Annotated in this window: 12 protein-coding genes; 5 read left to right on the forward strand and 7 right to left on the reverse strand. The window is 55.1% G+C overall.

Going from position 1 to position 14,325, the window contains the following annotated elements; all coding sequences use genetic code 11:
* Positions 1 to 1,134 (reverse strand): leucyl aminopeptidase (locus tag RTY00_RS02440; RefSeq protein WP_312663288.1); only part of this gene is annotated, 1,134 nt, incomplete at its 3' end.
* A gap of 269 nt (positions 1,135 to 1,403) precedes the next feature.
* On the opposite strand from RTY00_RS02440, the gene lptF reads away from it, so the two are divergent.
* Positions 1,404 to 2,504 (forward strand): LPS export ABC transporter permease LptF, encoded by a 1,101-nt coding sequence (gene lptF, locus RTY00_RS02445; protein WP_312663289.1) that lies wholly within the window; start codon positions 1,404 to 1,406, stop codon positions 2,502 to 2,504.
* Entirely contained in the window at positions 2,504 to 3,580 is a 1,077-nt protein-coding gene (gene lptG / locus RTY00_RS02450) for an LPS export ABC transporter permease LptG (RefSeq protein WP_008104239.1), read from the forward strand. The genes lptF and lptG overlap by 1 nt, the downstream gene beginning before the upstream one ends.
* Before the next feature lie 32 nt (positions 3,581 to 3,612).
* Here the strand turns inward: lptG and RTY00_RS02455 are convergent, their stop codons facing one another.
* The 3 genes from RTY00_RS02455 to RTY00_RS02465 all read right to left on the reverse strand — a co-directional run bounded on the left by RTY00_RS02455 (position 3,613) and on the right by RTY00_RS02465 (position 8,209).
* The gene (locus tag RTY00_RS02455; protein ID WP_312663290.1) at positions 3,613 to 4,890 is read right to left on the reverse strand and encodes a DUF445 domain-containing protein; all 1,278 of its coding nucleotides are present in this window, start codon (positions 4,888 to 4,890) and stop codon (positions 3,613 to 3,615) included.
* Positions 4,891 to 4,970: 80 nt separating this feature from the next.
* Positions 4,971 to 6,473 (reverse strand): DUF853 domain-containing protein, encoded by a 1,503-nt coding sequence (locus tag RTY00_RS02460; protein ID WP_312663291.1) that lies wholly within the window; start codon positions 6,471 to 6,473, stop codon positions 4,971 to 4,973.
* Between the two features lie 167 nt (positions 6,474 to 6,640).
* Positions 6,641 to 8,209 carry an ABC transporter substrate-binding protein gene (locus tag RTY00_RS02465; RefSeq protein WP_312663292.1) on the reverse strand — a complete coding sequence of 523 codons (1,569 nt, stop codon included), beginning with the start codon at positions 8,207 to 8,209 and terminating at the stop codon, positions 6,641 to 6,643.
* Positions 8,210 to 8,741: 532 nt separating this feature from the next.
* Here RTY00_RS02465 and RTY00_RS02470 point away from each other — a divergent pair.
* The 3 genes from RTY00_RS02470 to RTY00_RS02480 are packed head-to-tail and all read left to right on the forward strand — an operon-like array spanning position 8,742 to position 12,535.
* Positions 8,742 to 9,473: a gluconate 2-dehydrogenase subunit 3 family protein gene (locus RTY00_RS02470; RefSeq protein ID WP_008104229.1), complete on the forward strand. Its 732-nt coding sequence runs from the start codon at positions 8,742 to 8,744 to the stop codon at positions 9,471 to 9,473.
* A gap of 37 nt (positions 9,474 to 9,510) precedes the next feature.
* Entirely contained in the window at positions 9,511 to 11,280 is a 1,770-nt protein-coding gene (locus RTY00_RS02475; RefSeq protein WP_312663293.1) for a GMC family oxidoreductase, read from the forward strand.
* 4 nt (positions 11,281 to 11,284) lie between these two features.
* Entirely contained in the window at positions 11,285 to 12,535 is a 1,251-nt protein-coding gene (locus RTY00_RS02480; RefSeq protein WP_008104225.1) for a c-type cytochrome, read from the forward strand.
* Between the two features lie 47 nt (positions 12,536 to 12,582).
* Here the strand turns inward: RTY00_RS02480 and RTY00_RS02485 are convergent, their stop codons facing one another.
* The 3 genes from RTY00_RS02485 to RTY00_RS02495 all read right to left on the reverse strand — a co-directional run.
* Entirely contained in the window at positions 12,583 to 13,260 is a 678-nt protein-coding gene (locus tag RTY00_RS02485; RefSeq protein ID WP_312663294.1) for a MarC family NAAT transporter, read from the reverse strand.
* A 115-nt stretch (positions 13,261 to 13,375) separates the two neighbouring features.
* Positions 13,376 to 14,011, reverse strand: a complete 636-nt coding sequence (locus tag RTY00_RS02490) for a hypothetical protein (protein WP_008104221.1) — start codon at positions 14,009 to 14,011, stop codon at positions 13,376 to 13,378.
* A 95-nt stretch (positions 14,012 to 14,106) separates the two neighbouring features.
* Positions 14,107 to 14,325: carboxymuconolactone decarboxylase family protein (locus RTY00_RS02495; protein ID WP_409519112.1), on the reverse strand; the 219-nt coding region annotated here is incomplete at its 5' end.

A 14,325-nucleotide genomic window follows, 5' to 3' on the forward strand; every position in this document is an offset into this window, starting at 1 on the left:
GGCGACGTCAATCACCACTTCTGGCTCGAAGCGTTCAACGTAGGTCAGCGCATCGCACAGCACCAGACGGCCTTCGGCATCGGTATTCAGCACTTCAACGGTTTGGCCCGACATGGTGGTTAACACGTCACCGGGACGCATTGATTTGCCATCAGGCATGTTTTCACAGCCCACCAGCACGCCCACCACGTTCAGCGGCAGATTGAGTTCCGCCACCATGCGCATCACGCCGTACACCGACGCCGCGCCGCACATGTCGTACTTCATCTCATCCATCGCTTCGGCGGGTTTGATCGAGATACCGCCGGAATCAAAGGTCAACCCTTTGCCGACCAGCACAATTGGGCGCGCTTCCGGATCGTTATTGCCTTTGTACTCAATCACCGACATCAGCGATTCATTGTGGGAACCAGCACCGACCGCCAGATAGGCGTTCATACCCAACTCTTTCATCTGCTGTTCGCCGATGACGCGGGTTGTTACATTTTTGCTGTACGCATCCGCCAGCTGACGCGCCTGCGACGCCAGATACGCAGCATTACAAATATTTGGCGGCATATTGCTGAGGTCTTTTGCGGCTTTCACACCGGCAGCCACAGCTAAACCGTGTTGAATAGCACGTTCACCGCTGGTGAGTTCACGGCGGGTCGGCACGTTGAACACCAGCTTACGCAGCGGACGGCGCGGCTCAACTTTGTTGCTTTTCAGTTGATCAAAGTTGTAGAGCGCTTCTTTCGAGGTTTCGACCGCCTGACGCACTTTCCAGTAGGTATTGCGACCTTTGACGTGCAGTTCAGTCAGGAAGCACACCGCTTCCATCGAGCCGGTGTCATTCAAGGTATTGATTGTCTTCTGAATCACCTGCTTGTACTGGCGCTCATCCAGCTCGCGCTCTTTACCGCAGCCGATCAACAGGATGCGTTCGGAGAGGATATTTGGCACATGGTGCAGCAGCAGCGTTTGGCCCACTTTTCCTTCCAGTTCACCGCGGCGCAGCAGGGCGCTGATGTAGCCATCGCTGATTTTATCCAGCTGCTCAGCAATGGGTGACAAACGGCGCGGTTCGAAAACGCCAACAACAATGCAGGCGCTACGCTGTTTTTCCGGGCTACCGCTTTTTACACTGAACTCCATGCACTCTCCTGAATCTTAAAGACAACGGCCTAAGCTGTCGTTAGAATGTAGCGCGCTCGTAACTCATTAATTCGTTACGACGCCATGACAATTCAACGCCGGTAGTCATAATGAGTTGTGGTGACAAGTATGTTGTTTTTTCACCACGCTAACGCGTTCGTCATACTATTTTAGCTACGATGACGGCCATTGATGAAGAAAAATGGCTGATAAGCGTTGAAACTAGCGATTTTCCTGCAAAAAGACAAGTTATCACAGGCGTACTAAGCGTGATCATCATTAGATATCTGGTTCGGGAAACGCTCAAAAGCCAGCTGGCTATCCTCTTCATCCTGCTACTTATCTTCTTTTGCCAGAAGTTAGTGCGGATTTTGGGAGCTGCGGTGGATGGCGAAATTCCAACAAACTTAGTTCTGACATTGTTAGGACTTGGCGTGCCTGAAATGGCACAACTTATCCTGCCCCTAAGCCTGTTTCTGGCGATTTTAATGACCCTTGGGCGGCTGTACACCGAAAGTGAAATCACGGTGATGCATGCCTGCGGCCTGGGGAAAAGTGTGCTGATTAAAGCTGCGATGATCCTGATGCTGTTCACATCGATTGTGGCGGCGGTCAACGTCATTTGGTTAGGGCCATGGTCCTCACGTTATCAGCAGGAAGTGACGCAAAACGCCAAAGCCAACCCAGGCGCGGCGGCGCTGGCGGCTGGACAGTTCCAGACCTCCAGCGACGGTAATGCGGTGCTGTTTGTTGAAGATGTGAAGGGCAACCATTTCGGGAACGTGTTCCTGGCGCAGCTGCGTCCGAAAGGCAATGCACGTCCATCGGTGGTGCTGGCTGACAGCGGTCACATGGAGCAGCACAAAGATGGCTCGCAAGTGGTGACACTGGATAAAGGCACGCGTTTTGAAGGTACGGCGATGCTGCGTGACTTCCGCATTACCGACTTTGTGAACTATCAGGCGCTGGTGGGCTACAAAGAAGCCACGCTCGATCCGAACGATGCCGATCAGGCGGATATCAGTACGCTGTTCCAGAACAAAACCCCGCAGTTCCAGGCTGAGCTGCACTGGCGCTTAACGCTGGTGTTCGCGGTGCTGATTATGGCGTTGATGGTGGTGCCGCTCAGCGTGGTGAACCCGCGTCAGGGCCGCGTACTGTCGATGCTGCCTGCCATGCTGCTGTACCTGATCTTCTTCTTGCTGCAGAGTTCCCTGCGTTCCAACGCCGCGAAAGGCCGCTTCGATCCGGCTATCTGGATGTGGGTGGTGAACTTCTCCTATCTGGCGCTGGCGGTGCTGCTGAACCTGTGGGATACCGTGCCGATGCGTCGCATCCGTGCGCGCTTTAGCCGTGGAGGATCGGTCTGATGTTTAAGGTTCTTGACCGTTATATCGGCAAAACCATCTTCAACACCATCATGCTGACGCTGTTCATGCTGGTGTCGCTGTCGGGCATTATTAAGTTCGTCGATCAGCTGCGTAAAACCGGGCAGGGCGCATATACCGCGCTGGACGCCGGTTACTACACGCTGCTCAGCGTGCCGAAAGATATCGAAATCTTTTTCCCGATGGCGGCGCTGCTGGGCGCATTGCTGGGTTTGGGCACGCTGGCGCAGCGTAGCGAACTGGTGGTGATGCAGGCATCGGGCTTCACCCGCATGCAGGTGGCGCTGGCGGTGATGAAAACGGCGATTCCGCTGGTGCTGTTAACCATGGCGGTGGGCGAATTTGTTGCGCCGCAGGGCGAACAGATGGCGCGTAACTACCGTGCGCAGCAGCTGTACGGCGGTTCGCTGGTCTCGACGCAAAACGGTCTGTGGGCGAAGGACGGCAACGACTTCATCTACATCGAGCGCATCAAAGGTGATAACGAAATTGATGGCGTCAGCATCTACAAGTTCAGCGATCAGCGCCGTTTACTGAGTGTTCGCTATGCGGCGAGTGCTACCTGGAATGCGGATAAAAAGCTGTGGGCGCTGTCGCAGGTCGATGAATCGGATCTGCAAGACGCCAAACAGATTACCGGCTCGCAAACCCTGAGCGGTGAATGGAAAACCAACCTGACGCCGGATAAGCTCGGCGTGGTGGCGCTGGATCCGGACGCGCTGTCGATCACCGGCCTGTATAACTACAGCAAATACCTCAAGCAGAGCGGCCAGGTTTCAGGACGCTACCAGCTCAATATGTGGAGCAAAATCTTCCAGCCGCTGTCGGTGGCGGTGATGATGTTGATGGCGCTGTCGTTTATCTTTGGTCCGCTGCGTAGCGTATCAATGGGCGTGCGCGTGGTGACGGGGATTAGCTTTGGCTTCCTGTTCTACGTGCTGGACCAGATCTTTGGTCCGCTGAGTCTGGTCTACGGTTTGCCGCCGATTCTGGGTGCGATTTTGCCGAGCGGCGCGTTCTTCGCCATCAGCTTGTTCCTGCTGATGAAACGCCGATAAGCCTTGTAGGGTCGCCATTTATGGCGACCTTTTTAATGAATACGCTCGATCCATCCCGGCACCTGCGACAAAAAATACAAAATCAGCCCAATTGTCCCGCCAACTAGCGTGCCGTTAATGCGGATAAACTGCAGGTCGCGGCCAATATTCAGCTCAATTTGCTGTGACATATCGCGCGCGTCCCAGCTTTTCACCGTATCGCTAATGTGGCGCGTCAGGAAGGCAGCAAACTCCGGTGCCACGCTACGTGCAGCGTCTTCCAGATGCTGATTCATGGAAGCGCGCAGCGCTTCGTCGGCCGCCAGAGTTTCGCCCAGCCACAGCGCAGCCAGCCTGACGCGCTCCTGCACCTGCGAATCCTCGCTGTTCAGATCGTCTTTCAGCCAGCCACGTAAATCCTGCCACAGCTCGCCAATGTAGCGATTGAACGACTCATCTTCCTTCAGCCAACTTTTGATGGTTTCGGCGCGTTCCGCCATCTCAGGATCGCTTTTCAGTCGCTCAATCAGGCGCTGCACCGCGCGGTCAAAGCCGAGACGTAACTCATGCCCCTGATCGAGTGCGACCTGATCAAGTATCGAATCCACCGCATTCGCCACCAAGTCGGCGCTGTGCTCGCCAAGCCATTCGGTCGGCAACATTTTGGCTTTAATTGGATGCTCGCGCTTCAGCCAGCGCACAATCTGCGCGGCGATAAACTCGCGCGTACCGGGCTTGTGCAGCAGGCGCAGCAGCTGTTGTACCGCCGCATCCAGCAGCTCCTGATGGCGATTATTTTTCGTCAGGCTATCCAGCAGCAGCGCGCTGGATTGGGTGAGATCGACCTTATCCAACGCGCGATGCACTGCACGGCGCAGAAAACGCTGAATGCGTTGATCATCGGTGAGATCGAGAAAACCGCGCATCACTTGCAACAGATGGCGACCAATGCGATCGGCGTTGCCCGGCGTGTTCAGCCACTGCGCCAGCATCTGCGATGGATCGTGGCGGCGAATCAGCGCCAGCAGCGAATCGGTATCGAGGAATTTCTCCTGCACGAAGCGACCCAGATTTTCGCCAATGCGATCTTTGTTGCGCGGAATAATCGCCGTATGACGAGAGATAAACGGCACCGGCACGCGGCGGAACAACGCCACCACGGCGAACCAGTCGGCTAATGCGCCGACCATCGCCGCTTCGGCAATCGCCTTCAGCCCGAGTACCCAAAAGTTGGGGGGCAAAAACAGCGTTACCACAAAAGTCGCTGCCGCAATCAGCAGCAGCGACAGCGCCAGACGTTTGCTGCGTTTGAGTTGTTGAAATTTATCCATAGCTCCTTAAATACCCTAAATAATTCGAGTTGCAGGAAGACATGCAGCCAACGCACCTGCGGCTTGAAGTATGACGGGTATTAGCGGCGACGTCCGCCAAGAAGGCTTCCAAGTACACCACGAATGATCTGATTGGTGACCTGGCGCGCGGCACTTTTCGCCACGCTCTGCACCACGCCGTCACGCTTGCCGCCGCGCGGGCCGGTGCTGCCGAACAAGATGTCCTTCAGGCCGCCGAGAATGCCGTCATCAACGGCAACATTGTTGCCTTTGGCTTCCGGTGCATTGGCTTGCTGTGTGGTGGCCTGCACGCCTTTTTGCAGCATTTCGAATGCCGATTCGCGATCCACTTCCGTGTCGTATTTACCGTACAGCGGTGAGTTGTTAATCAGGCCGTTACGTTCATCCTGGCTTACCGGCCCCATGCGCGAGCCGGGCGCAATTACCATCGCCCGCTGCACCATCGATGGACTGCCTTTTTCATCGAGGAAGGAGATCAGCGCTTCGCCGGTGCCGAGCGCCTGAATCGCCTCGACGGTATCAAACGCCGGATTGGCGCGCATGGTTTCGGCGGCGCTTTTTACCGCTTTCTGATCTTTCGGCGTAAAGGCGCGCAGCGCGTGCTGCACGCGGTTACCAAGCTGGCCCAGCACATTGTCGGGAATATCGGCGGGATTTTGCGTCACGAAATAGACGCCAACGCCTTTCGAGCGGATCAGGCGAATCACCTGCTCAACTTTCTCCAGAAGCACCGGCGGCGCATCGGCAAACAGCAGATGCGCTTCGTCGAAGAAGAACACCATTTTCGGCTTATCGAGATCGCCAGCTTCGGGCAAGTGCTCATACAGTTCGGCCAGCAGCCACAGCAGGCTGGTGGCGTAGAGTTTCGGCATTTGATAGAGCTTTTCCGCCGAGAGGATGTTGATAAAGCCTTTGCCGTTGCTGTCGCAGCGCATCCAGTCGCGGATATCCAGCATCGGCTCGCCAAAGAAGTGCTCGGCGCCTTGCTGCTCCAGCGCCAGCAATCCGCGCTGAATCGCCCCAACGGACGCGCTATTGATATTGCCGTATTGCGTCTGGAAGGCCTTGGCGTTGTCGCCGATGTACTGCGTCATGGCGCGCAGATCTTTGAAATCCAGCAGCAACAAGCCCTGATCGTCGGCGATGCGGAAGATGATTTGCAGTACGCCGGATTGCACCTCGTTGAGGTTGAGCAGACGCGCCAGCAGCAGCGGGCCGAGATCGGATACCGTGGCGCGCACTGGATGGCCTTGCTGACCAAAAATATCCCACACCATCACCGGATTTTTCTGCGCCTGCCAGTCGGTGACGCCAATCTTCGCCAGACGCGCCAGCAGCTTCTCTGAACCTTCACCCGCAGCGGAAATGCCGGTGAGATCGCCTTTCACATCGGCCATAAACACCGGCACGCCGATATCGGAGAAGGATTCCGCCAGCTTTTGCAGCGTGACGGTTTTGCCGGTGCCGGTGGCGCCAGTGATCAAACCGTGGCGGTTAGCCATGTTGGAGAGAAGATGCAGTTGAACGTCAGGCGTTTGGGCAATCAGTAACGGAGTGGTCATGATTTTTTCGCTCTCAGGCAATAGGTTATGCCAGAAAGGATAGCAAGCGGCGCGCTGTATCGCGTAATGTTTGTCAGTCGAGGTTCATGACGGTCACCATGAATGGCGACCCTACGGTTTTGTAGGGTGCGCATTTATGCGCACCGAACAATAACGCTGAAATGAGATTACTTCTGCACTGTATCAAAAAACAGCAAACTCACGCCAATCCCTTGCTGCACATGATTCACGTTATTGCGCACCGCCACCTGCTGCGCGCCTTGCAGCGTCACCACGAACGGCGAGTTCTGCTGCACGGTTTTCTGCAAATCGGTATAGAGCGCACGGCGCTTAACCGCATCGCTTTCACCGGCCGCTGCGCGGGTTTTCGCACTCAGATCCGGAATATCCCAGCCGACGCGCCACGCCAGGGTTTTGGAACCGCCCGGCACGTTATACGCAAAGGCGCTGGCGTTGGTGTTCGGATCGACATAGTCCGCGCCCCAATAGATGAAGATCGACTGGAAATCGCGACCACGCATTTTGCTCCACAGCTCGGATTCCGCCACCGGCTGCAGCTCAATCTGTACGTCCGCTTTGGCAAAGCTGGCCTGCAGCGCTTGCGCTACGTCAATGTAAGGCGGCTGATTGATCACCGTCAGCGCAAACTTGGTGCCCGGCTTGATGCCGCCTTTGGCTAAAATCTCTTTGGCTTTCGCCACATCGTAGTGGAACGGTTGATCGTCCAGCGCGCCGTCAAAACCCTGCGGCAGGAAGCTCTGATGAATGCGATACTGACCTTTCAGCAAATCCTTCGAGATGGCATTGTAATCCACCAGCCAGCGCGCGGCTTGCCACAGCGCCGGATTGCCTAATGCCGGTTGCGCTTTGTCTTTGGTATTAAAACCGAGGTAGTAAACCAGGCTGGATGGGAAGGCTTCAATGTGCAGGTTCTTGTCACTCTTCAGCGCATCAATCTGGTCCGGGCCGAGCTGGTACGCCACATCGACATCGCCTTGCTGAATCAGCAGACGACGCGCACCGGCATCCGCCACGCCTTTCAGCAGAATGCGTTTCAGCTTCGGCTGCGGATTAGCTTGTTGGTTGGCGCTCAGCACCAGCGCCTGCTGCGGTACATATTGCTGAATGGTAAAGGCGCCGCTGCCGGCGGAATGGGTATGCAGCCAGCCGTTGCCGAGATCGTTATTGGCGACGTGTTGCTGCACGGTTTTGCTATCTACCACCGAGGCAACCGGCGCGGTCAGCAGACGCAGCGCCAGGTTTTGACCAATCTGCGCTGGCCACTGAATCTCCAGCTGATGGTCATTCAGCACGTTGAACTGGCTGGCGATGTTTTCATTGGTCCAGCCAAATTCGGCGAGGATGAAAGAGGGCGCTTTGTTGAGCTGCACCGCGCGCGTCAGTGAGAAGATCACATCCTGCGCCGTCACCGGATTGCCGCTGGAGAAGTGTGCATCGGGTTGGATGTTGAACACTAAGCTGTGCGGCGTGCTGCCTTGTTGCCAACGGGTGGCCAGCAGCGGTGCCAGTTTTTGTGGATCATTACGATCCGCCTCCACTAACGTTTGATAGATGTTGCGCTGTACGCTGTTACTGACGGTTTCGAAGCTTTCAGCGGGATCGAAGCTAATAATGCCGTCGAGCGGGACGGCGACGACAAGGGTATCTTTCGGTGTGGCGGCGTGCAGTGCAAAGCTGCTGCCCCATAAAGCGACGAGCAAAATCAGTGAGCGCATTATTATTGTCCTGAGTGATAGATAAATTCACTCTATCTCTGCCGTCGCGTTGGCAAAATGCCGGTTTGTTCTGAGCTGTGCCGGAAAATAACAATTGATTACCTTGAGGTATTATTACGTTTATTTTGTGCGCGACTTGTCATTTCCACGAAATAGATCGTTCATCTGCTGGTCAATAAAGTAAATAAGATGTTATAAACGAGAATGATTCTCTGGTATGGAAGTATGATTTTTTTTCATTGATTCATTTCTGCGATTATTTCTTTGCGCGATAATACCTGGTCAAATGCCCACTGATTAGTGCCAATATCCCATCAAATGTACGGTTAAAACCGTGTTTTTCGCCTCGAAAGCCTTTTACCAAGCCTTAACCTAAATTCAACATGATGATTGAATTTCATCAAAACACATCCTTAATTGAATTTTTACATTCAGAAATACCTATATCCCTAAGATTGCCAGGTTATTTACCGATTTATAAAGCTATTAACAAAAATAATTATCTTTCTTAGCAAGTGAGAGTCGTCGCGCCATGCTTCTAAATAAACCGACCACCAGACGTAAGTTTTTACTTGGGTCGCTTCTGGCTTTGCCATTAAGTGACCTGGTATTTAAGGGATTGACTGCGGCGCAAGCTGCGGAAATGGCAGCACCTGAGCTCGCCGACTATAAACCGATCTTTTTCAGTGCCGATGAGTGGCAATTTATTCTGGCCGCAGCCGATCGCTTGATTCCAGCCGGCGGCAAAGGTAAAGCGCCAGGTGCACTGGAAACCAACGTACCGATCTTTATCGATCAGCAGTTGCACAGCCCGGAGTTCGGGGCAGAAATCTACATGCAAGGTCCTTTCAACGTGCATGCGCCTGCCACCATGGGTTATCAAATTCCGTTCACGCCACAGCAGATGTACCAAACCGGTATCAAGCTGGTGAATCAATGGACGCAAAGCAACTTCCAGAAACCGTTCCATGAGCTGTCACTGGAAGAGAAAGATGCCGTCCTCACCAAAGTGAACAAAAACGACGGTATCGACTTCGCCGCGCTGGGCGAAGAGAACCTGAAAGCCTCGCAGTTCTTCGGCCAACTGCTTGCAGATACCAAACACGGCTACCTCGCTGACCCGATGTACGGCGGCAACAAAGGCATGAAAGCCTGGATTGCCATCGGCTTCCCGGGCGCACGCGCCAGCTTTACCGAATGGGTGAAGCAGCACAACGTGCCGTACCCGCTGGGACCGGTCAGCCTCTTGGGTGAAAGCGCGTAAGCACACCCCCGTTTTTGGTATGTGAGACAGGATTAACATGGCACAGATTACAAAGAAAGAAGTCGACGTCGTCGTTTGCGGCCTCGGCTGGGCCGGCTTGTTGATGAGTATCGAACTGGCGATGGCGGGACTCGAAGTGCGCGCATTAGAGCGCGGCGGCGAGCGTGATTACCCGGATTTCGCTTACCCGAAACCGGCCGATGAATACGCCTACAACGTGCGTAACAAAGTGTTCGCTACGCCGAAAGAAGTGGCGGTTACCGTGCGTTACAACAGCAACCAGACGGCGTTACCCACCCGTAAATGGGGCGCGTTTGCGCCGGGTACCGGCGTGGGCGGTGCGGGCATGCACTGGACGGCGGTACTGATTCGTCCAACACCAACCGATATCAAGCTGAAAACCTACGTCGATGAGGCCTACAAGCCGGGCATCCTGCAGGAAGATATGCGCGTGATGGACTTCCCGTTCACCTGGGAAGAGATCGAGCCGTATTACTACAAGTTTGAGCTGATCTGCGGTCAATCGGGTAATACCGGCAACCTGCGCGGTCAGATTCTGCCAGGCGGCGATCCGTTCGAAGGCCCACGCTCTGAACCTTATCCGTTGCCTGCGCTGGAAGACACGCTGAACAACGTAATGTTCAAAGAGGCGGCCACCAAGCTCGGCTATCATCCGTTCCCGAACCCTTCTGCCTGCGTATCGCGCGCGTGGAAAAACCCGTACGGCAACCAGATCGCGCCGTGCAACTACTGCGGCTACTGCTCGAAATATCCGTGCCTCAACTACTCAAAAGCCTCTCCACAAACTGCGGTGATGGATGCGCTGAAGCGCATGCCGAACTTCTCTTACGAAGTGCACGCCGAAGTGGTGAAAGTGGTGCTGCACGACGACCAGAAAACTGCCAAAGGCGTGATTTACTACGATGTGGACGGCAACGAAGTGTTCCAGCCAGCGAAGATCGTGGTGCTCTCCAGCTTCCAGCTCTACAACGTGCGTCTGATGCTGCTGTCCGGTATCGGCAAACCATATAACCCGATCACCGAAGAAGGTGTGGTAGGGCGTAACTACGCGTTCTTGTCGAACGGCGGCGCAACTCTGTTCTTCAAAGACAAAAACTTCAACTCTTACGCCACCGCAGGCGCCACCGGCCAGATGTTCAACGACATCTCACCAGGCAACTTCGACGGTCCGGGCCTTGGCTTCCTGGGCGGCGCTAAGATCCACAGTTCGCAGGCCACCGGTACGCCAATGGCCGCTGCGTTGCCGAAAGGCACACCGAGCTGGGGCATGGGTTACAAGGAAGGTCTGGAGGAGTGGTACAACCATTCCATGAAGATCAGCATCACCACCACGTGCCAGTCGTACCGCGATATCTATCTGGATCTGGATCCAAACTACACCGACCATCGCGGTCAGCCGTTGCTGCGTATGACCTTCAACTGGAAAGAGAACGAACTGAAGCTGCAACAGCACCTGAAAGGCATCGTCGGCAACATCGCCAAAGAGCTGAATCCAGACAGCATGAGCATGAGCTTCCTGCCGATGGGCGCGGACTTTGACCTCACCAAATACGTTTCGACCCACAACGTGGGCGGCGCGGTGATGGGCGATAACCCGAAAACCTCTGCACTGAACAAGTACCTGCAGAGCTGGGATGTTCATAACGTGTTTGTGCCGGGTGGCAACGCCTTCCCACAAAACTTCCAGGCGAACCCGACCGATACCATCGGCGCGATCACCTTGATGGCGGCACAAGCGATTAAAGAACATTATCTGAAAAATCCCGGTCCACTGGTACAGGCATAAGCGCATGAAATTAAAATCATTGTTAATCGCCAACGCCGTGCTGCTGGGCAGCTTTGCAGTGCAGGCACACGCGGAAGATGAAGCTCAATTGATCAAGCAGGGTGAATACCTGTCGCGTCTCGGCGACTGTATGGCGTGCCATACGGTTTCTGGTAAAGGGGATTACGCCGGTGGTTTGGCGATTGAGTCGAATCTCGGCACCATTTACTCCACCAACATCACGCCGGACAAAGAGCACGGCATCGGCAACTATAGCGAACAGCAGTTCTCGGACGCGGTGCGCAAAGGCGTGTTGCCGAACGGGTCGCGCCTCTATCCGGCGATGCCGTATCCGGATTACGCCAAAATCTCCGACGCCGATATGCACGCGCTGTACGTCTACTTCATGAAAGGCGTGAAGCCGAGCAGCGAGCAGCCGCCGGAAACCGATCTCAGCTTCCCGTTCAGCCAGCGTTGGGGCATGCGCTTCTGGAACTGGGCGTTCACCTCTGACAAGCCATTCCAGCCGATTGGCGGCGCGTCTGAAGAGGTCAATCGCGGGGCTTACATCGTGGAAAGCCTCGGTCACTGCGGCAGCTGCCATACGCCACGCGGCCTCGGCATGAACGAGAAAGCGCTGGATAGCGGCGACGATCAGTTCCTTGCTGGTGGCAGCCTGAATAACTGGGATGTGCCGTCACTGCGTGGTTTGCCGCGCTGGAGCGAGCAGGAGATCGTTGATTATCTGCAAACCGGTCGTAACGACAAAGCAGCGGTGGGCGGTGAGATGAAGTCGGTGATTGAGCACTCGAGCTCGCACATGACCGATGCTGACCTGAAAGCGATTGCCTCCTACCTGAAGTTCATTGGCGGCAACCCGGCGTTGCAGGCGTATGACGTGAAGAAACAGCAGGCGACGGAAGCGAAACTGACTGCCGCGAAAGGCTTGTCGGAAGGTGAGCGTCTGTATATCGACAACTGCGGCGCTTGCCACTTTGTCACCGGTAAAGGCGCGCCGGGGATCTTCCCGGAGCTGGATCAGGCAACGATCGTCAATGCCAAAGATCCAAGCGGTTTGATCCACACCATTCTGGCCGGTGCGCAGCAGCCATCGACCGAGAAGGCGCCATCAACGCTGGCGATGCCAGGTTTTGCTAAGCGTCTGGATGATGATCAAGTGGCTAAACTGGCGACCTTCATTCGTCAGGGCTGGAGCAACAATGCGCCAGCGGTGACGAAAGATCAGGTAGCAGAAGTACGTAAAACGTTGAAATAAAACCGTAGGGTCGCCATTCATGGCGACCTTTTTTTAATGTCTTGATATCAATGATAATTGTGAATCACTTCTAACACGCCGTTAATCACAAACTGCACGCCCATACATACCAGCAAAAAGCCCATCAAACGTGAAATCGCTTCGATCCCGCCTTTACCTACCAGCTTCATGATGGCGCCCGAACTGCGCAGTGAAATCCACAGAATCACCGACACGGACAGAAATATCAGCACCGGCGCAACGGCAACCACCCATGCCGGGAAATCCACACCCGATTTAACCGTCGACGCGGAACTGATGATCATCGCAATGGTGCCCGGACCCGCAGTGCTCGGCATCGCCAGCGGCACAAACGCGATGTTTACGCTTTCACGGTTGCTGTCGGTCGCGTCCAGCTCATCCTGCTTATGCTCGGCTTCGACCGAATGTCCGACCGGTTTTGCCGGAAACAGCATGCGAAAACCGATAAACGCCACAATCAATCCGCCCGCCATGCGCAGGCCGGGAATCGAGATACCAAAGGTGTGCAGCACTGCGCTGCCGGCGTACCACGCCACCATCATGATCAGGAACACGTAGATCGAGGCCTGCATCGCCTGGCGATTACGTTCCTGGAAATTCATCTCACCGGCCAGGCCGAGAAACAGCGCCACGGTGGTCAGCGGATTGGCGAGCGGCAAAAGCACCACCAATCCCAGCCCGATGGCTTTAAACAATTCCAGCATGAAATGTCCTCAGAATTCCAGGTCGCCATAAATGGCGACCCTACAAAAACGGCAATGCCCAAACGTAGGGTCGCCATTTATGGCGACCGTGTCAGACGCCGCACTTACCCGAACATCAATGCTTCGGCGTATCCAGCGCTTCAATCAACTCGGGGAAGAAATCCTGCAGCAATTCTGGCGTCATCAGCTCGGGATAATTGATCAAATGCTCACGAATGCGCTCATTCACATCGGGCAGCAAACGCTGGGCGGCGTCTTGCGCGCTGATTTTCTTCTGCTTCATCAGGCGCAGCACGTCATCCGGCAGATTATCTTCATCTTCGACTTCATCCACACCTTCGAGATCGTCCAGCTCATCCAGCAGATCCATCAAGGCTTCAATCTGCGGCGTGCGTGACTGGTATTCGGATGGCTGCTCGTTTTCCAGATAACGCAGCAGCGCGCGCACCGGTGAACCATCGGGTTCGGCGGGCGGTTCGTTGGCGAACCAGGTCAAAAGGTCGTGCTGCGTGACCTGATGGACGTGATAACCGTTATCCACCAACTCATCGGCGAGGATATCGGCGGTATCGTGCTCAATCAGGCAAATGTGGGTGCGATTAGGCGTGAACTGCTCCAGCCACTGATAAATCTCTTCAATTACGCTGTCGTCGTAAATAAAGGTTTGGCTGAGATAGCTGTCATCCTGCTGGTGAACGCAGATGTGAATCTGGTCGGGATCGAAGTAAATCGCAATGTTGATGCCTTTCATGTGCGCTGTCCTGTGTGGTGCAAAAACTCACTATAGCCTCAGGCAGCGCAGATGAACATGGTGGTGCCAGCAGCATGGGCTACTGGCGGTAAAAATTAACGTAAATCAGCACGATCCAACCCATAAGCGCTGTCCAGTGCGCCCGGCGTCATCTGCGACAGCACCATCAGGCGGTTCCAGGTGTTGATCACCGCGATGCAGAACGTCAGTTCGCTGGTCTCCACTTCAGAGAAGTGTGCGCGTACCTCGTTGTACAGCGCTTCGTCGATGCCGTGATCGCCCAGACGCGTCAGCGCTTCGGTCAGCGCCAGCGC

The organism is Pantoea sp. CTOTU49201, assembly GCF_032054795.1.
Lineage (GTDB): Bacteria > Pseudomonadota > Gammaproteobacteria > Enterobacterales > Enterobacteriaceae > Pantoea > Pantoea symbiotica.